General features: G+C 65.0%; 9 protein-coding genes and 4 pseudogenes. 5 read left to right on the top strand and 8 right to left on the bottom strand.

The annotated features are described in order from the left end of the window. Nucleotides 1-86 precede the first annotated feature (86 nt). The 6 genes and pseudogenes from XCSCFBP4642_RS0116315 to XCSCFBP4642_RS0116290 form a co-directional block, all read right to left on the bottom strand. Nucleotides 87-804 (bottom strand): annotated as a pseudogene (locus tag XCSCFBP4642_RS0116315) (hypothetical protein). Next, nucleotides 767-1,453, bottom strand: a pseudogene (locus tag XCSCFBP4642_RS30825) (hypothetical protein); the annotation flags it as partial. The pseudogenes XCSCFBP4642_RS0116315 and XCSCFBP4642_RS30825, both read right to left, overlap by 38 nt. Nucleotides 1,454-1,989: 536 nt before the next feature. Next, nucleotides 1,990-2,571 (bottom strand): annotated as a pseudogene (locus tag XCSCFBP4642_RS30820) (hypothetical protein); the annotation flags it as partial. A gap of 211 nt (nucleotides 2,572-2,782) precedes the next feature. Then, nucleotides 2,783-3,745: an IS1595 family transposase gene (locus tag XCSCFBP4642_RS0116300; RefSeq protein WP_006448937.1), complete on the bottom strand. Its 963-nt coding sequence runs from the start codon at nucleotides 3,743-3,745 to the stop codon at nucleotides 2,783-2,785. Between the two features lie 228 nt (nucleotides 3,746-3,973). Continuing rightward, nucleotides 3,974-4,627 (bottom strand): imm11 family protein, encoded by a 654-nt coding sequence (locus XCSCFBP4642_RS0116295; RefSeq protein ID WP_029220725.1) that lies wholly within the window; start codon nucleotides 4,625-4,627, stop codon nucleotides 3,974-3,976. Between the two features lie 94 nt (nucleotides 4,628-4,721). Then, nucleotides 4,722-5,621, bottom strand: a pseudogene (locus XCSCFBP4642_RS0116290) (hypothetical protein); the annotation flags it as partial. Nucleotides 5,622-5,686: 65 nt separating this feature from the next. Here XCSCFBP4642_RS0116290 and XCSCFBP4642_RS0116285 point away from each other — a divergent pair. From XCSCFBP4642_RS0116285 to XCSCFBP4642_RS0116275, 3 genes are all read left to right on the top strand, one after another. Next, nucleotides 5,687-8,362, top strand: a complete 2,676-nt coding sequence (locus XCSCFBP4642_RS0116285; protein WP_029220723.1) for a M1 family metallopeptidase — start codon at nucleotides 5,687-5,689, stop codon at nucleotides 8,360-8,362. A gap of 294 nt (nucleotides 8,363-8,656) precedes the next feature. Further along, on the top strand, nucleotides 8,657-9,568 hold the full coding sequence (locus XCSCFBP4642_RS0116280; protein WP_029220722.1) for a TrmH family RNA methyltransferase: 912 nt from the start codon (nucleotides 8,657-8,659) through the stop codon (nucleotides 9,566-9,568). Further along, entirely contained in the window at nucleotides 9,568-11,079 is a 1,512-nt protein-coding gene (locus XCSCFBP4642_RS0116275) for a carboxylesterase/lipase family protein (protein WP_029220721.1), read from the top strand. Before XCSCFBP4642_RS0116280 ends, XCSCFBP4642_RS0116275 begins: the two co-directional genes overlap by 1 nt. Nucleotides 11,080-11,675: 596 nt before the next feature. Here XCSCFBP4642_RS0116275 and XCSCFBP4642_RS0116270 read toward each other — a convergent pair. Further along, nucleotides 11,676-13,055 carry a neprosin family prolyl endopeptidase gene (locus XCSCFBP4642_RS0116270; protein ID WP_228325796.1) on the bottom strand — a complete coding sequence of 460 codons (1,380 nt, stop codon included), beginning with the start codon at nucleotides 13,053-13,055 and terminating at the stop codon, nucleotides 11,676-11,678. A 905-nt stretch (nucleotides 13,056-13,960) separates the two neighbouring features. Next, on the bottom strand, nucleotides 13,961-15,925 hold the full coding sequence (locus XCSCFBP4642_RS0116265) for a glycoside hydrolase family 97 protein (RefSeq protein ID WP_029220719.1): 1,965 nt from the start codon (nucleotides 15,923-15,925) through the stop codon (nucleotides 13,961-13,963). Nucleotides 15,926-16,142: 217 nt separating this feature from the next. Here XCSCFBP4642_RS0116265 and XCSCFBP4642_RS0116260 point away from each other — a divergent pair, with 217 nt between their 5' ends. Next, complete coding sequence (locus XCSCFBP4642_RS0116260; protein WP_029220718.1) at nucleotides 16,143-19,610, top strand: glycoside hydrolase family 2; 3,468 nt, start codon at nucleotides 16,143-16,145, stop codon at nucleotides 19,608-19,610. 142 nt (nucleotides 19,611-19,752) lie between these two features. Continuing rightward, a complete protein-coding gene (locus XCSCFBP4642_RS0116255; protein WP_029220717.1) occupies nucleotides 19,753-22,689 on the top strand; it encodes a TonB-dependent receptor in 2,937 nt (978 codons plus the stop codon). Nucleotides 22,690-22,861 lie beyond the last annotated feature (172 nt).

The following is a 22,861-nucleotide window of genomic DNA, read 5'->3' as shown; positions in this document are numbered from 1 at the left end:
GATCCCACGGCATCTTGGAGAGCACGCAACTCCAGAAGCAAGCCCTTTCTCGAAGCCGCTTCGGCAACGGGATCAATGCGAGGTTATTACTGCGCAGCAGGAGCTGCGCGCAAGTTGATCGCTCTGTATTGCCTCTGATTGCCATAGCGCGGCCCATTTTTCTCGAAAGCGGCGCATAACCGATCCTTGCCGCAGGGCACCAGGTCCGCGCGCATGACCCGGTCCAGATAAGCCACTTCTGCACGGTACTGCGCCGCTTCGGCCGTCGCCGCCTTGGCGGCGTACAGTGCGTAACCTGCCGCCACCATGCTGAGCACGCCTGCCGCAAGCATGGCGGCGGAAGCGGCCCACATGCGCCGAGTGACCGCAGTCTCGAGAGACTGCTGCGCGTGCGCAAAGCGCCGCGTGGTGTGCTCGAGCCTCTGCCCGGCTGTAGCCAATGTCGTGTCGAACCGCTCCGCCGCCGGGGCCAGCGCCTGCTGGCTCAGTTGCACTAGCCGCGGCAGCGCACTCTCCACCATCCGGTTGACCCGCAGATCGGCACTGTTGACCGCGTCCTGCAGCCGCTGCAACTGCTGCCGCACCTGCTCATGCAGGCGATCATCGCGTTGCTGCATGGTCGCAATCAGGACGGCCATGGCATCGATAGTCTCCTGCAACTTCTGATTCGACGCCCCCATGATGGCGTTGGCTTGCAGCAGTTCGGGAATGTTCTGACCATTCATCGTCTCTCTCCAATGCGCCAATGCAGGGTATCTTGCGTGAACTATCCACCACCGCCACCGCCACCGCCACCAGCCCCACCTCCGCCTCCGTCTCCACCGCCGTCTCCTTGAGGACCCTGTTGCATCATGGGGCCGGTGGCGAACTGTGGCAGCGTCAGCACCATCACCGGGCCACGGCTGGTCTGTACCTCTGCGGCCACGTCCATTCCCAACGCCTGACGTGCAGTCACCTGCTCTTGCGCTTCCTGCTGGGCATTGGCCTCCAGATGGTCGCGGCCACGCTGGGCCAACGCATTGGCGAGCGGGTTGCCGGCAATCCGCTGGAGCGCCTCGTCGATGGCCAGATCGTTCTTGGAGTGGAGTGCATAGAGCAGATCGTTGACGTCCTGGGTGGTGCTGATGTCCTTGCGCAGCGGCGGCTGCAGCCCCCCCTGTGCGTTGCCCTGCTGGGTCGTGGCAGCACTGGCGGTGTCGGGCGTATTTCCGTGTGCCATCTCGCGCGGCGGATAGGCTGCGTCCACCTTCGCCGCAGGACCATTGGGGTCGTGCTCGCCGCGCAATTCCAGCTCGGTAAACGGCAGCTCTCCGCGCGCCACGCGTGCCTGCCGTTGTTCGGCAATCCGGGCGTTTCTTTCGAACTCCTGTTCAAGCTGCGCCCGCAGTGCACGCATCGTCGGCGGCGTTGGTAACGCCTGGCCGGGGCTGGCGGGCGCATCTGCACCATCAACAGCGGCGTGTGCATGGTTGAGCAGCGCCATGGCGCGATCGGTGCCACCTGCCCCCGGTGACCGCACCGTGGTGTCCTCCAACCGGGTGGAGGGAGGTGGCCAAGCAGGCCTCTCCGGTACATGCGGCGCATGTGTCTGCAGGTCCTGCGCGTACGAGGCCTCGTAGCGCCCGTCGGCGAGTGAGGCAGTGGATGGCACCCGCGGATGCGCGAGCGCGACCGGTGATGGATGTTCCTGTGCGTCCGGCGGCTCTGCAGGAGAAGGCTCCTGCCGCGGGGCCGGGGCTTGCGGTTCGGGGTTGCGCAGGTCCGCATCGGGCCACGCGGCTGTCGGCGTGGCATGTGACACCGCCGTGTCCTGAGCCACCCCCTGCCGGCCGTGTTGGGCGGCAGGCTCCTGTGCAGGCTCATCCAGCGCGGCTTGCCGTGCGGTCTCGGGCAGCGGCGTGTGCGCGGCCGCCCTGTCGGGTGTGCTCGGTGCGGCGTCCTCGCGTGCCTGCTGCCGGGCCGGAAGCGGCCATGGCTCTGCGACAAAGCGCGCCGAGCCTGACCTGCAAAGAGCTCGCCTGCCAGCAGCTCGGCGGTGGTGAAGCCGCGTTGAGAGACCGGGGTATACAGCGCATGCGGTGTAGCGCCCGCGCCTTGGCGAATGCTGCGCGCAGCAGTGCCGATGGGTGTCGGCGTGTCATCCAGGACCTGCTGTACCAGGGCCGCGTTGGACTCGGACAACGTGACACGCCCGGCATCTTCGGCGTGCGCGATGGCCATGCGCAATTCCTCGCGGCCGGCGATCTCGCGGATGACAGCATCGCGTTCACCTGGAACGCCGACCAGATTCTTTCCGGTCGTGCGTGCGGCATCGATCACCTTTACGATCCGCTGCTCCGAATGGGTGATCGCGGCCCATTCGGATTCGATATCGCTCATGGCGCGCAGCATCTTCAGCTGGTCGGCGTGGGCGGTGCGGTAGTGCTCGTAATCGGAAACAGTGCTGCGGTTTTGCGCGTTGGTCTGATCCTTGGTCAAGTGATCTGGGGTCGTTGCGAACATATCGCGATTGATCAAGGCGACCTTGAGGGTGTCTTGCAGGTCGTGGACCTGGGCGGCGACGCGCTTCAATGCTGCGGCGTCGTTGCGCATGGCGGCGTGGCCATCGGAGGAGTCACGGAGGTCGTTAAGATAACGCACGACTCCCATTGTGTATGAGCTGCGCGTGCGTCCTCGGTGTGGGGAAGTTTCGAGCGCGTCGGCCAGCTTGCCATCCACCGGCAGATACAGGCGATTGGTCGATACATCCTGGTCGATCAATCCACCTGATTAGCCCCGACTCTCAGCCATGAAAATTGCTCGCTGCACGTAAAACCGGCTCTGGGCATGGTGTGGATTGCATCATGGCCGTGGCAAGTCGTGGCAGCATCTCGCGCAAGCGGAATCGACGATTAAAACGATAGGCCGCTTCTCCCAGGTAACGCCTTGCGTATTTGCCTTGCGCGATGGCGTGATACACGCCACTGATGGCGCGTTTGAGATTGCCCAGCACCACGTTGAGCCAACGTGCACCGGCCGTTTCGGTCGCGGCACGACCACCGCCAGTGTCCAGCGTGGTGTGCGCGTGGCCGGCGTCTTCTAGCCGGCGGAAGCAGGCCAGCCCATCGGTGTAGACCTCGCATTCGGGCGCCAAGCGACGGGCAATCCAGTCCTGCAGCGAGGTGTTGTCGAAGCTGCGCACCGGCTCGATCACCACAAAGCGCGGCGCGGTGAAGGTGGCATCGGTCTGCACCGCAATCAGGAACGCTTGTTTGTTCTCCGATCCGCGTCCGGCCTTGCCACCGTTACGCTCGCCGCCGAGATAGGCATCGTCGATCTGCACGAAACCCGCCAGTTTCCGCATGGATTCGCGCTCGGCCATAACCTGCATGATCTTGTGTTTCATCCGCCAGGCCGTCTTGTAGTTGACGCCCAGATGCCGCATCAACTCCAGCGCGGCCATGTTGGTTTTGGTCGAGGTCAGCAGGTGCAACGCCAGCATCCAGGTGCGCAGCGGCAGCTTGGTGCCTTCGAACATCGTGCCTGCAATCAGGCTGGTCTGATGCCGGCACGCGCTGCATTGGTAGTAGATCGCAGCACCCCGCTTGAAACGCGAGCGCACGCGTCCGGCACAAACAGGGCAACGAAAGCCTTGCGGCCAGCGCCACTTGTAAAGCGCGCGATAGCACTTGGCTTCGGTGCCGTAGGACGCGAAGAACTCAGGCATCGACAATCCCGCTTGGAACTGCACGGCATTGATACTCATCACGCCACCTCGTTGGCTTCAGGTGACAGCAGCATCCACCCAGCGCGGCGCAGATCCTGCGACAGGCGGCTGATGGTCAGGGCTAATCAGGTCAATCCATGCTCAAGTAATTTCTTGATCAGGGGATGCTTCCGAAAAGCACTTTTCTCAATGACATGGTGACTTTCAAGGATGACGTTACCGGAGGGCATCTGCTTTCACTCCATTAAACGACCGAAGATTCACCGCTCAGCAATCAAACGTGTCTATCAGCCAGACCCCGCGCGTTCTTGGCGATTTACCAAATCCTTGCGCAATCAAGGTGTCGCGCAAGAAGCGATCGCAAAAGGCGTCTGATGTATAAGGCGTCCTGAAGACATGTGCGGCCCCGACCACGTCTTTCCTGAATGCCAACCTGGCGCCCCCCACAAGGCTGTAGTACTTGCCATTTGGATACCCGGTCAACATCTTGACTGTGGATGCATCTTCGTCGATGGCATCGATAATCCGCACCACCTCGCAAAGATAGTGCGGCGCCCCAGGCGTACCGTCTTCCAATCGGAAGTCGCATAGCGCGAAGGCAAAGCCCTCCGGGTCCGCAGCTTCAAGGACCTGCTTCAGCGGCTCTGAGACCAGCCAGTAATCTTTGAATCCACTATCAAGGTCATCGGGCATATCGCCAATGCGGCTGTCGTAGCGCAGGCGCGGGGTTTCCTTCAATGCGGCCAGCCCCGCGTCCTCGCCTGGCCGGCTATATGCAATGGGGAACGGCACTGCATCTTCGTTCTCGAACTCCACGCCATGCCCGCGTCCCCCGCCACGCATGTCGGACATGAGGATATAGAATTCGCCTTTCCTGGGTGCATTCGGATGTATCGCTTGCGCTTGATTTGACTGGTTCATGGGTGTTCTCTGATCAATCCTGCACATAGCCGAAATGCGCCTTCCGCTTTCAGCAAGCGGGCGCTGCCAGCATACGCGATTTGTATGTTCTGACACCGCGGTGCAGATGCACGATCGGGCTATCGGTGTCGAACGTACCGCCTGGCCCGCGCTGTAGCTGCAGCGCGCCATCGCCGGAGAGCCCGGCAGCTTCGCGGGTGCGCCGGGTCGCCAGTTCGATCGCGTCGCGCCATTGCGGCTGCAGTTCGGTGCCGACGATGCGGTAGCGGTACTGCGTCTGCTCGCGTTGGATGTCCTGCGCTGACGGCGGCGATTGCCTGATGGCGGCGATCGCCTGCGCCTGCGCGGCCAATGCCGGTTGCAGCAGTGCGCGCATGGTCTCCAGCTCCAGCACGCGGTTGCCATCGGGTGGGGCGCCGTGGCTGGTCCACTGCCCATCCATGTTGCGGCAGTAGCGCTGGCCGTCCGAGGCCGTCAAGGCATCCGGGTCCGGCAGCGCCTGTTGCACGGCCGGCGACATCGGCAGGCCATCGGCCGCCCAGCCGTTGCGGTGGTGCGCCAGCTCATAGCGCGCAGCGATCGCGCCGGGACTGTTGGCGATATCTGTCTGGATATAGATGGCGCGGTTGTCGAGCAACGCGGCGGCCTTTTCGCCAGCGACACTCAAGAAATACGCATCGGCCGCGATCAGCACCATCGGCCCGGCGCCGGAGCTGCCTAATGCGTAGGCAGCGGCGGCACCACCGGCCCAGCCGCCGAGGTTGCGGCCGGCGAAGTGCGCCAGCTCCGATTGCGCGGCGAGCGGGTTGTCCTGGCCAAGAAGCTGCGTGGCGCGTTGGCCGGCAGTGCGTCGCGCTTGGCCCGCAGATCGGTCGCCGGCCAGCAACTTGGCAATGACAAAGCCGCGTTGCCAGAGCGGTATTGCGACGGACGCGAAGCTGCGCTGGCGCCTTGGCGAATTCACAGCTGTGCCTGCCCATCCCCTGCAATGACGAAGATCACATGACAGTCACCGCCGGCTGTGGTGGACTCCGGCGGTTACCCTGACCGGAAATGCCGATGCGCCGTCTTGCCTGCCTGCTTGCTCCTTCCCTTCTTGCGTTTTGCTGCGGCACGGCACTGGCGCAATCCTCCGGCGAGCCGGTGCCCAATGGCCGTCTGCCGACCTGGGCGGTGCCCGAGCGCTACAGCCTGGCGCTGAAGATCGACCCGGACCAGGCGCAGTTCAGTGGCCGCACCACCATTCGCGTGCAGCTCAAGCAGGCTTCCGACCACGTGTGGTTGCACGGCAAGGAGCTGAAGGTCAGCAAGGCCACGGTCAAGCCCGGCAAGGGCAAGGCGCTGACCGCGCGTTATGTGCAGGCCGATGCGCAGGCTGGTGTGGCGCGTCTGGAGTTCGGTCGCACGCTCAAGCCACAGACCATCACCTTGGACATCGCCTACAGCGCACCGCTCAATCAGCAGCTGCAGGGCCTGTATCAGGTGAAGTACCAGGGCAATGCCTATGCGATGACGCAGATGGAACCGATCAGTGCGCGCTACGCGTTTCCCGGGTTTGATGAGCCGGCATTCAAGACGCCGTTCGACATCAGCCTGACCGTGCCCAAGGACGACCAGGCGCTGGCCAATACCATTGCCACCTCGACCAGGCCGGCCGGCAAGGGATGGAAGACGGTGACCTTCGCGCCCACCGTGCCGTTGCCGACCTATCTGGTGGCGTACGCGGCCGGTCCGTGGGATGTGGTGGATGTGCCCGCAATGCCGGGCACGCCACAGCGGCCCGCGGCCACGCCGTTGCGCGGCATCGCCGCCAAGGGGCAGGGGCCGCGCATCACCCCCGCACTCGACCAGACGCCGGCGATCATCGCCGCGCTGGAGGATTACTACGCATTCGGCTATCCGTTCGATAAACTCGATCTGGTGGCCGCTCCGGATTTCAGCGCCGGTGCGATGGAGAACCCGGGCTTTGTCACCTTCCGCGACTGGCTGCTGTTGCTGGACAAGGACTCGCCAGCGGTGAACGTGCAGCGCTCCTTCAACACCAACGCGCATGAGCTGGCGCACCAATGGACCGGCGACACCGTGACCATGGCGTGGTGGGACGACCTGTGGCTCAACGAGGCCTTCGCCACCTGGATGCAGCAGAAGATCACCATGCAGCTGCATCCGGAATATCACGCCAACCTGGATCGTATCGACGGCGCACAGTATGCGATGGACAACGACAGCCTGATCAGCGCGCGCAAGATCCGCCAGCCGATCACCGGCAATGGCGACATCGAAACCGCTTTCGACGGCATTACCTACCAGAAGGGTGCGGCGGTGCTGGGCATGTTCGAGGCCTTCGTCGGCGAAGAGGTGTTCCGCCAGGGCATGCGCGCCTATATCGCCAAGCACAGGTTCGCCAATGCCACTGCCGATGACCTGGTCGATGCGATCGCCGAAGCAGCCGGCAAGGACGATGCGTTCAAGGCAGCCTTCCGCAGTTTCCTAGACCAGCCCGGCGTGCCGTACCTGCAGACCCAGGTGGCCCGCGCCGGTGGCAAGACCGTGGTCAACCTGCAGCAGCAGCGGTATCTGCCGCTGGGCTCGACCGGATCAACCGCGCAGCAGTGGGGCGTGCCGGTGTGCGTGAAATACGGCAAGGGCAAGAACCAGGTCGGTACTGCCTGCCAGCTGCTGGACAGCGCCAGCGGCAGCATGGTGCTGGAAGGTGCCGGCAAGAACACCTGGGTGTTCCCGAACGCGCGTGGTGCCGGCTACTACCGGTTCAGCCTGCCGAAGAAGCAGCTGGACGCACTGGGCAAGCAGATCGACCAGCTCGACGACAGCGAGAAGCTCGCCTATGCCGATGCGATCGATGCGGCCTACCGGCATGGCGATGCCGACAGCGATGCGGTGCTGGCAGCGATCAAGCAGCTGGCGCCGTCGACGTCGGCCGATGTGTCCACCGCGCTGGTGGACCGCTTCGTGTGGATCTGGCAGCACCAGGCCAGCACCGACGCGCAACGCGGCGCATTGCGCAAGGTTGCCGAGCAGGCCTACCTGCCGCGCCTGCGTCAGTTGGGTTACACGCGGCGCAGCGGCGAGTCGGTTGACGACGTCGCGCTGCGGAGCTCCCTGGCCAGCCTGTTCGGCTTGCGCCTGCACAATCCCGAAGTGCGCAAGGCCTTGCTCGCCCAGGGCGATGCCGTGCTGGCCGGCGGCAACGGCGCGCTGGGCTTTTCGGCGGCCAACCCGGACCTGCTCGGCAACGCACTGGCGGTGACCGTGCAGGAGCGTGGTGCAGCCGCGGTGGATGCCTTGATTGCGGCATTGCGCACGCATGCCGACCCGGCGCAGCGCAACGCGATGATCGACGGGCTGGGCACGGTGCAGGATCCGGCACTGCTCAAGCAGGTGCGGGACTTCGCGCTCACCGATGCGATCAAGGTCGGCGAGATGACGAGCCTGCTGCGCCGCGGCCATGCCGAGCAGGCATCGCATGCGTCGATGTGGCCGTGGTTCACCGCCAACTTCGATCGCATCGTGCAGCGCAGCGGTTCGTTCGATGGTGGCGGCTTGCCGGCACTGGGCGCGAGTGGTGGCTGCAGCAGCGAAGAGGCCGACCGCCTGGAGGCGTTCTTCAAGCCGCGTCTGGCCAGCCTCAGCGGTGCCGATCGCGGCCTGGCCCAGACCGGCGAGAGCATCCGCCTGTGCGCCGCGCTTCAACGGGCACAGACTGCCAAACGCTGAGGTTTTTCTGTGCAACAGGCCAGCAGTATTCGATGGACGACGCTGACCCTCTGTCGCCAGCATCGAGATCGGCGGCGAGCGGATCTGCTGCCGTATGCGGGTGGCGTTCGCTTCCACCTGCATGTCGCGGCACGGCGGCGGCAACACGCGCGCGGCAGCGCACTGGCTTACCATCGTCGCCACTGCGACTGCAGCGATGGCCCCGCTGGCGCTGCGGGGCGGTGAACGCCGTGAGCCCGAACGGCCAACCGGCTCGGGCGACACGGCAATACATGCGAACTTCTGGATACACCAATGACACAGCACGATGGACGCGGCCGACGGCCGCCACGCGATGGCGGCAAGCCATCAGGCGGCCCGCACACTCCCTGGGGCCGCGCCGCGCCGCGCGCACCCGCACCTAACCCGTCCGCGCAACGGTCGCCCGATGCCGGCCCGTTGGCAGCGCAGCCGCCGGGCGGCAATGCACGCGAGCTGCGCCTGTACGGCATCAATGCGGTCCAGGCCGTGTTCAATGCGCGTCCCCAGGCGCTGCGCAAGCTCTACCTGACCCAAGCGCGCATCCCGCAGTTCAAGGCCTTGCTGGCCTGGTGCGTGGCCCAGCGCATCGGTTACCGCGTGGTGGAAGAGGCCGACCTGAGCAAGCTCGCCGCCAGTGCGCACCACGAAGGCGTGGTGGCCGACGTGCTGCGCGTGCCGCCGCAGCCGCTGCAGGAATGGCTGGCCGCGCTGCCGCCAGGCCCGGTGCTGGCGCTGTGGCTGGACGGCGTGGGCAATCCGCACAACTTCGGCGCGATCCTGCGCTCCTCGGCGCACTTCGGTGTGGCCGGCCTGCTGCTGCCGGCCGGCTCCACGCTGGGGTTGTCCGGCGCGGCGGCCCGCGTGGCCGAAGGCGGAGCCGAAGCGGTGCCGCTGGTGCAATTGCCAGAGACCGCGCAGGCGCTGGCACAGTTGCGGCACGCCGGGTTTGCGGTGGCGGCCACGCTCGTTGATGGCGGCCAGGACGTGTTCGCCGCCAGCCTGCCGCAACGCCTGGTGTACGTGATGGGGGCGGAAAGCGAAGGCATGGACCGCCGGTTCGCGCGCGACTGCGATCTGCAGTTGTCCATCGGCGGCAGCGGCAAGGTCGAAAGTCTCAACGTGGCCTCGGCCACCGCTGTCTTCCAGGCCGCCTGGCGTGCCCGTGTGATCACCGGAGATCTGTAATGCGTGTGTCTGCCTGGCTATTTGCTGCTACCTGCGTTGTCACCGGCAGCGCTGCCGCTGCCACGGCGCCCATGCCCGCCGCGCTGCCGGAAGTGCGCACCGATCACGGTGCGGTGCGCGGGCAGTGGCAGGACGATGGCAGCGCAGTGTTCCGCAAGATTCCGTTTGCCGCACCGCCGCTCGGCGCGCTGCGCTGGCGACCACCGCAACCGGCCGCCGCATGGACGCAGTTGCGTGACGCCACCCAGGCAGCCACGCCGTGCGTGCAGCCTGCGCTGGGCTGGAACAACGCCATGGCCGGCCGCGGCAGCGAAGACTGCCTGTATGTGGAGGTGCAGACCCCGCAGCTGCATCCGGCCACGCCGTTGCCGGTGTTCGTGTGGATCCATGGCGGCGCCAATGTGGCCGGTGGTGCGGACGGGCATCTGCCCACCAACCTGGTTGCGCAGAACATGCTGGTGGTGACGCTGCAATACCGGCTGGGCGCGCTGGGTTTTCTGTCGCTGCCGGAGCTGCGCGATGGCGAGAACGAGGCGGCCGGCAATTACGCACTGCTCGATCAGATTGCGGCCTTGCGCTGGGTGCGCGACAACATTGCGCAGTTTGGCGGCGACCCTGCGCGGGTCACCATTGCCGGGCAATCGGCCGGTGGCCAGGACGTGGGCCTGCTGATGCTCAGCCCGTTGGCGCGCGGGCTGTTCTCGGCCGCGATCGAACAGAGCGGCACCGCCGGATTCGGCTTGCCGGCGCGCAGCCTGGAGGACAATCGCGCAGTGGGTGTGAGCATCGCCAAGCGCGCCGGCATCGACGATCCGGCCACGCGCCTGGCGCAGTTGCGTGCGCTGCCGGCAGACCAGCTGCTCAAGGCCGGACAGGGCGTGGATGTGCCGGCGCTGGACGATGATGGCTATATCTGGCTACAGGCGGTGGTCGATGGACGCGTGCTGCCGCGCGCGCCGGCCGAGTTGTTGGCAAGCGGCGCGCAAGCCAAGGTGCCGTTGTTGATCGGTTACGTGGTGCAGGAGCTCACCTATGGCGGCGAGCAGGGAGCGCAGGCGCGCTTGCGCCGCGACTATCCCGATCGTGCCGATGCTGTGCTGCAGGCGCAACGCGCGCACGCCGAACAGCGTGCGGCGCGGCAGGGCAATGCCGCCATGCAGCTGTCCACCGACCTCACCTTCCGTTGCCCGGCGGTGACGGTCGCCCAGCACCAGGCCGCGCTCGGTGTGCCGGTATGGCATTACGTGTTCGACACCGCCGCGCCAGGGGGGCAGGTGACCCATAGCGCCGAGCTGCCGTTCCTGTTCAAGAACCTGCCCATTGGCACGCCACCGGTGAGCCTGCAACGGTATTGGGCGGCATTCGTGCAGCGTGGTAATCCCAATGCCAAAGGCTTGCCCGCGTGGCCCGCCTTTGCACCGAAACATGCCGCACTGCAGTTCGATGCGCGGGGTGCGCAGCAGATCAAGGATGCCCGCCCGGCCGTGTGCGCAGGCGTGGATTTGCCCTAAGAAACACCTCCTCGCCGAGGCGAGGGGGGGGCGTCTGGTAGAGCAATTTGCGTGGCCGTCACTGCACAAAAGAAATTGATGACACTCCCTTCTCCCTTCGGGACATTGTCCTCCTTGATGGGGAGAAGGTGCCCCGACGGGGCGGATGAGGGTGCGCCTCAAGCGTCTGTCAGTGCAAGCAGTGATAAACGCGTCGCCACGCGCCTCCAGAAGTGACGTTAGGACTGCTTTGCCGCCAACTCCCACTTCCCGTCCCCAACCCGCGCTTGCAGCGCGGGCTCTCCACGGCACGCACGCCGATGGCGCACACCCCTGCCTGTTCGCCCCGGCGGGAGAGGGGCGCTAACGCTTCGGATGCTTCCAGACCTCCAGCCACGCAAGGTCCGGGGAGTGACTGGTTGCTTATGCATCGACATACGCCCTGATGGCATGGCGGTAGCCGCGATGCACCGTGGATGCTGCACGGCTACCAACATCCAGTTCCGCTGCGCCGGCGTATCGGTGGCCTGGGATACGCCGGCACGATGCCCGCGCCACTGCGGTCATCGTAGGGCGCCACGCGCACTGCAGCAGTGCGCGCAGGCACATCGTGTGGCTCAGCGCGCGCAGCCGGGGCCGCCGAAGTAGATGCCGCCGTTGCTCATTTCGGGCGACAGGCTGATGCGTGAGACGCCTGCACCCAAGGCATACGGATAGGTGTAGCCGGCAATCGCCAGGGTGTAGCAGGCGGGCTGCTCCACATTCATCGATGACAGGCGTTGCGCGGGACGGGTGGTCATGTTTGCGTCGCGGTAGAAATGATTGGCCTGGAACGCCGCCTGCCGATAGCCGGCCGAGGCGAACTTCCCACTGCCCATCGGTGCGCTGGGGCGACCGTCCCAGGTAGAGATTTCGCCACCGGCGGAAATGAAGATGTCGGCACTTCCTTCGGCGATGTCGCCCGCATAGAGCTCGGCCTTGTAGTACCCGATCCATTCGCCGTTCAAGCCGAACCACCAATAGCCCTCGGCATTGCGCTGGAATTCCACATGCAGCAGCGCCTGCTTGCCGCCGGCGGTGCTGAAGCCGCCTGCCGGCGCGGCGCCGAGCACATTCGCGCTGCTGGTCTGCACGAAGTCGGCGCAATCTAGGTTATGGCAGCCGGTGGTGAGGTAGCCGTCCTGTGTGGAGTAGATGAACAGGATGGGCGTAGTGCCCCAGCCTGCACCGGGCTGGGTCTGCCATCCGGCTTCCAGGGTCTGGATCCGACCCTGCGGCGTGTAGCCGCCCAGCCAGATCTGGCTGATCGATTGCGCATCGTTGGCGCGTACCGCTGGCACCCAGGTATTGAGATCGGCGCCGGCGCCGGTCACTGGCGAGCCGGCGGTGTCCAGAGAGATGGTGGAGTAGTAATGCACCACCGAGGCAGCGTCCTGCGCGGCGGTCATGCGGCGTGCGGTCGTCGGTTCCGGGACGCGCGGTGTGGTGCCACGCAGATAGGCCTGGAGGGTTGGGTGGCGGGTCAGTTCGGTCAGGCCAATGCGTTGCAGCGGCACACTGCCGACATCGCAACGTTGCGCCGCATCCAGTGCGGCACTGGTGCGCAGGCCAGGCGCAATGGCCGGTGGCAGGGCAGGCGTGCTTCCATCGCGCAATGCAGGCTGCTGCGCGCGCGGGATGCAGTCGAACACGGTGCTGCCTTGCCGCACGCTGCCCAGCACGGTCAAACCGTTGTAGCGATTGAACAGATAGCGCTGCATCTGAGCGAATGCTGTGGGGTCGGCAACCTTCGCCGCCGCATCGCGGTTGGCATAGCTGGCGTGCGTCTGCATCTGCAGGAACTGCTGGAATTCAGCTGTCACCTGTGGAGACGCAAGTGATGCCTCGCCGGCGAGGCGCGCGCGCGCCGCCTGCGCCTTGGCGATGCGCGGCGTGGCCGGTGTCTGCCGCAGCGGTGGCATGAGTTGGTCGATGCGCTGGTCGCTGGCTGGCGACACGGACGCTGGCAGCAGGGTGGTTGCATGAGCGGAAGCCGCCACGCAAACGACGAACGCAGCGAGGGGGCCGCGCAGCGGCAGCGATCGATGGAAACGAGTGGGCATGCAGAATGTCCTGGGGGCCGGAACGAGGCGGCGGGCACGCGGCGAACCGTGCCCGCCGCGCCATCAGGTCGTAGCGGCGCTTGCAACAGTGTTCGAACGCGCGCGTCCACGGTGAGGGCGTGCGCATCCTAAGGTTTCTCTCTCTGACATATTCAGGAGAACTGCCATTGCGTGACAGCAGACACACGCCATGCGCAACCGGCTACGCGGATGCTGTGACGTACCTGATGGTGTGCAGGGCGTGGCATGGAGGCCGTTGCGCAACAGTGCGCGTAGTCACGCGTGGAGGTTGCGCAACGAGGTGATCGTCGATCCGGTCATGTTGCTGCAGGCGGTGGGGTGCGGATGCGAGTGGGGTATCAGCGGCGGCGTTGCTACTCGCCACCGCGGCGATGGCCACCTCCCAGCGTCTGAGATCACAAGGCGCATTGATCGCTGCGCACCGATCAATGCGAACGCATCGAGTCAAGCGCACGCGATAGAGGCTTACACCTGCGTTGGCTGGACAATGCCTGTGGGCGCTGGTGGAAAAACTGACTTGCGCTTGGCTTCTATGCACGAATCCCTCGTGGCGCTCGGCGTTGTGCCGCCTGTAGGAGTCTGGGCGCGCATGGCAATTCTTGGTGACCCATTTCCGTTCGTTGGAGAACATCTCGGCCTGTGCAGCCGGTTTTTTGGTTTCGCATGTGATTCGAGACGACTTGCGCATGGGCGAACGATTGCCTTTGCGATGCCAGGCCAGTCGTTCAAAGAACAAAGGGTGCGAAGCGGCTGAATCCGGCCGCTGCGCACCCCAACATTCAGTTCTTCTGCAATCGCACCGCTGCACCGCCGTTTGCGGCCAGCGTCAGCTGCAAGGTGTCAGCGCCTTTGAGCTTGCGCGTGTCGATGCGTACCTCGGTGGGCGCTTGCCCATCCGCGTAGATTGTGGCGGTCCAGCGGCCCTTGCCGAGGAACGCCAACGGGACTTCCAGGGTACGCGCCTGTTCGTTGGTCATCGCACCCAGATACCAGTCGTTGCCGCTACGTCGCGCCAGCACGATGTGCTCGCCGATCGCGCCGTCCAGCGCACGCGTCTGGTCCCAACTTGCAGGCACATCGCGCAGGAACTGCGCCGCCGGCACGTTCTCATACTGCTCCGGGCTGTCGGACACCACCGCAAACGGGCTTTCGTACACCACATACATCGCCAGCTGTTGCGCACGCGTGGTCATTACCTGCGGGGCGATGTGCTGCATCTTGAATTCGGCCGGGCGCACGTTGCGGAAACCGCCCGGCGTGTAATCCATCGGCCCGAGCAGCATGCGCGTGAACGGCAGCGTGAGATTGTGGGTGGCGGTGATGCGGGTGGTCCACTTGTTGTACTCGGCGCCCAGGACGCCTTCCTGGGTCAGATAATTGGGATAGGTGCGGGTCAGCCCGGTCGGGTGATAGGCGCCATGCAGGTCCACCAGCAGTTTGTGCTCGGCCGCCTTGCCCAACAGGCGATGGTAGAAGTCCACCATCTGCTGGTCGTCGCGGTCCATGAAGTCGACCTTGATGCCCTTGATGCCGAGCTGCTGGTACCACGCCAGTGCTTGATCCATGTGCGCATCGAGCGCGCGCCAGTGTGCCCAGAGCCACAGGCCGACGTTGCGTTCGCGCGCGTACGCCACCAGGCCCGGCAGGTCCAGCTGCGCCACCGGGCGGCGGATATCCGCATCGGCGTTGTATTGGCCATCGCCGGTGCTGCCGTGGTACCAGCCGTCGTCGATCAGCATGTACTGCAGCTTCAACTGCTGCGCATGGTCGATGTAACGCTGAATGGTGGCGCTGTTCATGCCCGGATGCTCCACCCCGCTGGCCAGACTGCCCGACCACCAGTCCCAGGCCGATTTGCCTGGCCGCACCCAGCGCGCATCGAACGCCGGCGGCGGATTCAATGCGGAAATCAGGCTGGATTCGATCAGGCTCGCCGGGGTATCGCCCAACATGATCACGCGCCAGGGCGTGGCGAAATCGCGGCCCTTCGCATCGATGCTGACCGCCAGCTTGGGGTCGTCCAGGCGCGGCGACAGTTTTGCCGACACACCCAGCCCGCCGTCGGCGCGTCCGGCGAGGTACAGGCCGGCGTAATCGCGCAGGTTCGCCTCGCCGATCGCCAGTGTGGTGCCCTTGGCATCGGTCTGGCAGACCAGCGGCAACTCGAGCAGATTGTGCGGGCGCAACTTCGACGCCGCGATGGCGTCGTACTCGCCCTCGTGGCTGGTGCCGAAACGGCCAAGGTTCAATGTCCAGCATGCGTAATCATGCGGAAAGGCGAAGCTGGTAAGCTCATCGCGAATGCGCACATCGCCTGCATCCGGCAATACGTAACGCAGCGCCACGCCATCGTCGTAGGCGCGCAGTTCGACGTCCAGGCGTCGCTGTTGCGGGTCGGAGAGCTGCACGCGCAATGCGCGGTAATGGTCGCGCGCCTGCCGGGTCTTGCCTACCGGCAATGCAAATCGGCTGTCGTGCGTATCGGTCGTACTGCCTTGCAAGGTCATGCCGCGACCGAGCTTGCCGGCCTTGCCAAGATCCAGTCCAAGTGGCGCGTCGTCTAGCACGATCGTGTTGCGGTACAGCACGCGGTAGCTCGGCACGCCGCCCTCGGCCAGAGTGAATTCCACCTGGGTGCGCGCATCGGGCGATTGCACGCTCAGGGGCTGCGCCGATGCGGGTGCAGCGGCAAAACACAGCAAGGCGCATGCCACGGGTAGTACGGACTGGATCAGGTTTCGCATGGTTCCCTCCTCCTGGGAGCGACAACCCTAACGCAGAACGGTTGTCGTCGATATCGCCTTGGGTTAACGTTACCTCGCACCATGGCCGCTGAAACAGGGGCGGCAGCCACGGGCGGCACGACCGAACGCAACGCGCAATGCGTCTATTGGACGATTGGCGATTGCATGTTGGTGGTGTGCTCCGTTGCTTGGCAGTAGAGCTTGGGAGAGGCCTCTAATGCTGATGGTTCGCAAGGCGTTCCGCCGTGGAGCGCTGTGGGTGTTGTGCGGTTGCATGGTCTGGGCTGCAGTGGAGGCTGCGCCCGCCGATGTGCCTTCGCCCGGCCCGTACGATGTCCGCGTGTTGGCGGGCGGAATGGGGTTGGCGAAGAAACTTGCCGCCGATGCACCGTCGTTGGCCGCCGACGCAGACTGGAGCGTGTCGGGCTGGGTGCGTCCCTCGCGTGCGACTGCCGGCCCGGCATTGATCGCTGGTATCGGTGAGCCGCAAGCTGCAGGCCGCTATTTCACCATCGACAACGGCAGGCTCGGCTTCGTGCAGGATGCCGACACCGTGCTGCGCAGCACGCAGGCACTGCGTGCCGGTACCTGGACACAGGTCGCGGCGGTGGCGCAGGGCGGGCGGTTGACGCTGTACGCCAATGGCCGTCGGGTGGCCAGCGGCGCGCTACGCCAGCGTGCGGTCGCGCCGGTTCTGATGTTCGGCCCACGCGAACAACCTGCTGCATATACGCAGCACTTCGGTGGCGAGATTGCCGGTTTCGTCGTGCAGGCCGGCGCACTGGATGCTGCAGCCGTCGCGCAGCTTGCGTCCAGGGCCCCTGACGCGGCCTTGCAGCGTTTCGAAGACGCCTCGCCGGCCTGGCAGGTGCAGGTCAAGCAGATGGCCGGCCAGATTGCACCGCAGGCGCCGGCCACGCTGCCACGCAGTGCGGCGGCCTTTTCTGCACCAGTGGCCAAGCCGGTCCCACAGACGCCCGCGTTGCAGCCGCTGGATGCAGCGGCGTGGCAGGTGGGTGCGTGGCAACTGGCTGCCGCCCCGGACCTGGGGCAGGCCACCGGCGCCAGCCTGTCGCGCGGTGACGACACCGGCGGCGCTGCCTGGCGCGTGGCCACCGTGCCGGGCACGGTGCTCACCACGCTGGTCGATCGCGGCGTGTATCCGGATCCGGATATCGGCCTCAACAACATGGCCATTCCCGAATCGCTGAGCCGGCAGGATTGGTGGTATCGCAGCAGTTTCGAGCTGCCCGCGGCAGCGCGGGGCAAGCGGCTGGAACTGCTGTTCAACGGCATCAACTATGCCGGTGAGGTCTGGGTCAATGGCACGCAGGTGGGGCGCACGCGCGGTGCCTTCGCACGTGGGCGCTTCGATGTCAGCAAGCAGCTCAAGGCCGGCCGCAATGTGATTGCGGTACGCGTTTCCCCGCCGCCGCATCCGGGCATTGCGCACGAGCAGTCGATGACCGCAGGCGTGGGCGAGAACGGCGGCGTGCAGGCGCTGGATGGGCCAACCTTCATCGCCAGCGAAGGCTGGGACTGGATTCCGGCGGTACGCGATCGCAACGCCGGCTTGTGGCAGGACGTGCAGCTGCACGCTATCGGGCCGGTGGCGCTTGGAGACACCCAGGTCGTCACAACCCGGCTGGCCCCGGATCACCGGCGTGCCGAGCTTGAAATCAATGTGCCGCTGCGCAACGACAGCGCCACGGCAGTGCAGGGCACCGTGCAGCTGAGCATGGGCGATGTGCGCATCCAGCGCCAGGTCAAGGTACCGGCCGGTGGGACCACGCTCACGCTCACCGCGGCCGATACGCCGGAACTGGTCATCGCCAATCCCCGTCTGTGGTGGCCCAATGGCTATGGCGAACCGGCGCTCTATACCTTGCAGATGGGCGTGGATGTGGCCGGCACCCGCTCGGACACGCAGCAGCTGCGCTTTGGCATTCGTGAAGTCAGCTACGAACTGTCGTTGTTCGACCAGGACGGTGCGCTGCGCCGCGTGCTGGTGGATTTCAACAAGGCCCGGCAGCGTGGCGAACGCATCGTCGATGCGCGTCACAGCGCAATTCGTCCGGTGCCCGGCGGCGATGCGCAGTCGTTCTACCCGGGTGCGCAGGCCTCGCCGGCGGTGACGCCACTGAGCGATGACGCGCTGGCGCCTTACCTGGCGATCCGCATCAATGGCGTACGCATTGCCGTCAAGGGTGGCAACTGGGGCATGGACGATTGGCGCAAGCGCGTCTCGCGCGAACGGCTGGAGCCGTATTTCCGCCTGCAACGCGACGCGCATTTCAACGTGGTGCGCAACTGGGTGGGACAGAATACCGAAGCCAGTTTCTTCGAGCTGGCCGACGAATACGGCATGCTGGTCTTCAACGACTTCTGGCAATCCACCCAGAACTACAACATGGAGCCCGCCGATGCGGCGCTGTTCCTGGACAACGCCGCCGAAGTGATCAAACGCTTCCGCAATCATCCCTCCATCGTGCTGTTGTTCGGGCGCAACGAAGGCGTTCCCGCACCCATCCTCAACGAAGGCCTGGACAAGCTGGTTGCCGAGCTCGATGGCACGCGCTGGTATACCGGTAGCTCCAATCAGGTCAACCTGCAGGGGAGCGGGCCGTACAACTACCGTGAGCCGGTGGCCTATTTCAATGCCCTGGCACAAGGCTTTTCAGTGGAGGTGGGTACGCCATCGTTCTCCACCCTGGAATCGTTCAAGGCCTCGGTTCCGGCAGCGCAGGACCAGTGGCCCATCAGCGACGCCTGGGCGTATCACGACTGGCACCAGTCCGGAAATGGTGACACCGCCAGCTTCATGCGCTCGCTCACCGACAAGCTTGGTGCGCCGGCCAGCCTGGACGATTTCGAGCGCAAGGCGCAGCTGCTCAACTACGACACCCACCGCGCCATCTTCGAAGGCTTCAATGCACAGCTGTGGACCAAGAACAGTGGGCGGCTGTTGTGGATGAGCCATCCGGCATGGCCCAGCAACATGTGGCAGATCTACAGCCACGATTACGACACCCATGCGGCGTATTACGGGGTGCGCAACGCGGCAGAGACCCTGCATGTGCAGATGAACCTGCCGGACCACGAGGTAGTGGTGGTCAACAACGCCAGCACGCCGGTGCGTGGGCTGCGCGTGCGCGCAGAGGTCTATGGCAGCAATGGTGCCCTGCTGCAGCAACGCGAGCAGGCCGTGGACGCGGCGCCTGTTGCGGTCTCGGCGCCGGTGCTGCAGCTGGCGCCGTTGCTCAAGGACACCAACGGCCTGGGATTCGTGCGGCTGCAATTGCTCGACCGCGATGCGATGGTGCGCTCGCGCAATTTCTACTGGGTGGCCGGAGATGCCTCTGCCATGCGCGGCCTCAATGCGCTGGCCGCGGTGCCGGTGCAACTTGCCACGCGGCTGCAGGAGGGTGCCGAACCGGTGTTGCACGCCACCGTGCGCAATCCATCGCAGCAGGTCGCACTCAACGCCAAGTTGACCCTGGTGGATGCGCAAGGCCAACGCATCCTGCCGGCGTATTACAGCGACAACTATCTGAGCCTGGTGCCAGGCGAACAACGCGAGATCCAGATCCGCGGCCCATCGGCGGACACCTTGCGTAATGCCACGTTGCAAGTACGCGGCTGGAATGTCGAACCATCGAGCGGCGCGGTCAGCGGGTCCCCGTAACCGCGCCAGCAAGTTGCCACGCCATGCCAGTGCATGGCGTTCTGCAGTGACGCGCGATGTCGCGCGTCAGCCAACACCGCAGTGCCCCCCGGCATTGCCATTCGAAACGGTCGTGGAGTGTCGCCATCCCTGGGAGGGGACCATGAACAAGCTGCATCGCAGTACCCGTCATACGCCACTGGTCGCCGCGCTCGCGGCAGCACTCACCCTGGTGGCCGCACAGGCCGCCGCGCAGGACGCAGGCAACACCGCCGGCGTCACCGAGCTGGACAAGGTCATGGTCAAGGGCGTGCGCGGCGCGCAGGCCGAGGCCATCGAAAACAAGCGCACCGCCGCGCAGATCATCGATTCGATCTCAGCCGAAGACATCGGCAAGCTGCCCGATGTCACCATCACCGATTCGCTACAGCGCGTGCCGGGCGTGCAGATCCGGCGTTCGGCCGGCGAGGGCTCGCAGCTCAACATCCGCGGAATGCCGCAGGTGCAGACCACGATGAATGGCGAGTTGTATCTGAGCGCCGGTGGCGGCGACCAGTACGGCCAACCGAACATCGGCCGCGCGCAACCGGATTTCGTCGACATCCCGCCGACGCTATTCAGCGGCGTGGACGTGATCAAGTCGCCTACCGCCGCCGACCTGGATGGCGGCATCAGCGGTACGGTTTCGCTGAAGACCCGCCGCCCGTTCGACCTACCCGAAGGCTGGACCTTCAGTGGCCAGGCCGAAGGTTCCTACGGCGATCGTGTGCAGGAACTCAACGAGCTGTACTCTGGCCTGGCCAGCTTCCGCACCGAACGGTGGGGCGCGTTGCTGGCGGTGTCGTATTCCGATGCCACCCTGGAAAACAAGCACCCCAGCGTGTATTCCAACGGTGCGCAGAAATCCACCGAGCAGAATGTGGGCTTCGATTTCAACGGCGACGGCCGCATCGGCAGCAATACCGATCCATCCAACCTGCCGCGCGATTACTTCTACAACTGGGTTGCCACCGAACTGGATAACCGCAGTACCGACCGCCAGCGCACCGGCATCAACGGCTCGTTCCAGTTCAACATCAACGACTCCTGGACAGTGCTGGCCGACGCGGCCTATACCAAGCTCGAAGATCACGACACCTCGGTGGCCGCGCAGCTGCATACCGGTTGGGCAACCAATCAGTTGCAGCCGGGATCTGTGGTCGACTCCAACGGCGTGCTCGAATACGGCCAGTTCCGCTACAACCGCTTCCAGGCGCATTCGATGGCCGGTGTCGCCGATTCGGATTCGCTCAACACCAATCTGGAATTGCGCTTCGATGACGGCGGCCCGTTCCGTGCGTCGTTCCGCTGGGTGCACGGCGATGCGCAGCGCACCTACGACGAGGCGCGTGCCGATGCGGTGGTGACCCGCGGCGACCAGATCACGCGTGCCAATGGGGTGACCCAATGGGCAAACGCCAATGGCCTGCCGACCGTGGATGCCTCGGTGGATTTTCGCGGGAGCTACCCGGCAGTGAATCTGGGCACCGACGTGTCCAACCCGGACAACTGGCAGCTGATGTCCACCTGGGCGCAGGGCAACACGATCAAAGCGACGATGGACGCGTTCCGCGCCGACGGCACCTTCGAGTTCGATGAAGGCGTGGTGCGCGGCTTCCAGTTCGGTATCCGTTATGGCGAGCGCGAGGTCAAGCTCGATACCTATCGCTACCTGTCGCCGGTATCGACGACCTGCGCCGACCCGAACCGTTCGCTGTACTACTTCAAGGACCCGCTGATCGTGGATACCTGCAGCGGCGTCTCCGAGGCGCGGCTGCTGCCGTTCAATTCGATTCCCGGTTACTGGGCCTACTTCAACGACTTCGATCCGCTCAAGGTCACCGGCCTGGGCAGCCAGGGCTTGCCGGCGATCAACCCGCAGGTCATGAAAGACCCGGTGGCTTATCTCAATAGCCTGTACCCGGGCAACGTGGCCTACCAGCAGGCGGCAGACTCGTACAAGGTCACCGAGAAGAGCACCGCGGCGTACTTCCTGGCGAACCTGGAAGGCGGTACCGGCAGCGCGCTGCCGTGGACAGCCAATATCGGTGCACGCATCGTGCAGACCAAGCTGGCCATCGATCAGTATCTGAGCAGCGGCAATGTGTTTATCGGCAATGTCGAATGGAACGGCGTGAGCCCGGCCATCGGCACCAATCGCCTGAACCGTCAGTACACCGACGTGCTGCCCACCGCCAATCTGTCGCTGGACCTGACCGACGCGCAGAAGCTGCGCTTTGCCTACAACAAGGCGGTGGCCCGTCAGGATCTGCCTGATCTCGGCCGCGGCCTGGTGAGCTTCTATGCGGTCAACGGCACGCCACCGCGCAACCCCGCATTGCCGCCGGATGCGGTGCTGTTCCTCAACGGACGCTCAGGCAATCCGGACCTGGATCCGTACCGCGCCACCAACTACAATGCCTCGTGGGAATGGTATTTTTCCGATGCGTCGCTGATCAGCGTGGGCGCGTTCCTGATCGATGTGAAGTCGTTCCCCACCACGGTGACCAATATCGAGTTGTTGCCCGATGCCGATGGCGTGGCGCGTCTGGGTGGCCCGGTGGAACGCATCGTCAACGGCGGTGGCGGCAATATCAAGGGCTTTGAAATCGGCTATCAGCAGGCGTTCGACTTCCTGCCCGGCTGGTTGAGCGGCTTCGGTACCAACATCAACTACACCTTCTCCGACGCCGATACCGACAACACCGATATCGAAGGCAATACGCTTCCGATCGGCGACAACTCCAAGCACCAGGCCAATGCGGTGCTGTGGTACCAGAAGGACAAGTTGCAAGCACGTGTGGCTTACAACTGGCGCAGCAAGCGTTTCAGCCAGGTCAACAGCGGTGCCTGGGGCGATGAGTTGGCGATCTGGAACGACGATGTCGGCTATCTGGATGCCTCCTTGAGCTATGACGTCAATGACCATCTGACGCTGTACGCGCAGGCCACCAACCTCACCGGCGAAAGCGAGCGCCGTTACGCGCAGTGGACCAACCATTACTACGACCAGAACATCTTCGAGCGTCGTTACTACGCTGGTCTGCGCTTGCGCTTCTGATCCGATGTGCCGATATGCGACACGGCGCACTCCCGCGCCGTGTTGCACATGGTCTTCTGTCGTCCCTCTCCAAGCGGTCATTGCGCGTTCTTCCCGTCGCCGGTCTTTTCTGGCGCTGCAGTACGTCCGACGTTACGTCGGGCACCCTCCCATTCGGCCGCATCGTCGGGAA

The organism is Xanthomonas cassavae CFBP 4642 (assembly GCF_000454545.1).
Lineage (GTDB): Bacteria > Pseudomonadota > Gammaproteobacteria > Xanthomonadales > Xanthomonadaceae > Xanthomonas > Xanthomonas cassavae.
This window is presented reverse-complemented; position numbering and strand designations above follow the sequence as displayed.

Coding starts and splice junctions, on each gene's coding strand:
- XCSCFBP4642_RS0116265 (WP_029220719.1), bottom strand. CDS start 15,925: ATGCGAAACCTGATCCAGTCCGTACTACCCGTGGCATGCGCCTTGCTG.
- XCSCFBP4642_RS0116255 (WP_029220717.1), top strand. CDS start 19,753: ATGAACAAGCTGCATCGCAGTACCCGTCATACGCCACTGGTCGCCGCG.
- XCSCFBP4642_RS0116300 (WP_006448937.1), bottom strand. CDS start 3,745: ATGAGTATCAATGCCGTGCAGTTCCAAGCGGGATTGTCGATGCCTGAG.
- XCSCFBP4642_RS0116285 (WP_029220723.1), top strand. CDS start 5,687: ATGCGCCGTCTTGCCTGCCTGCTTGCTCCTTCCCTTCTTGCGTTTTGC.
- XCSCFBP4642_RS0116295 (WP_029220725.1), bottom strand. CDS start 4,627: ATGAACCAGTCAAATCAAGCGCAAGCGATACATCCGAATGCACCCAGG.
- XCSCFBP4642_RS0116260 (WP_029220718.1), top strand. CDS start 16,143: ATGCTGATGGTTCGCAAGGCGTTCCGCCGTGGAGCGCTGTGGGTGTTG.
- XCSCFBP4642_RS0116280 (WP_029220722.1), top strand. CDS start 8,657: ATGACACAGCACGATGGACGCGGCCGACGGCCGCCACGCGATGGCGGC.
- XCSCFBP4642_RS0116275 (WP_029220721.1), top strand. CDS start 9,568: ATGCGTGTGTCTGCCTGGCTATTTGCTGCTACCTGCGTTGTCACCGGC.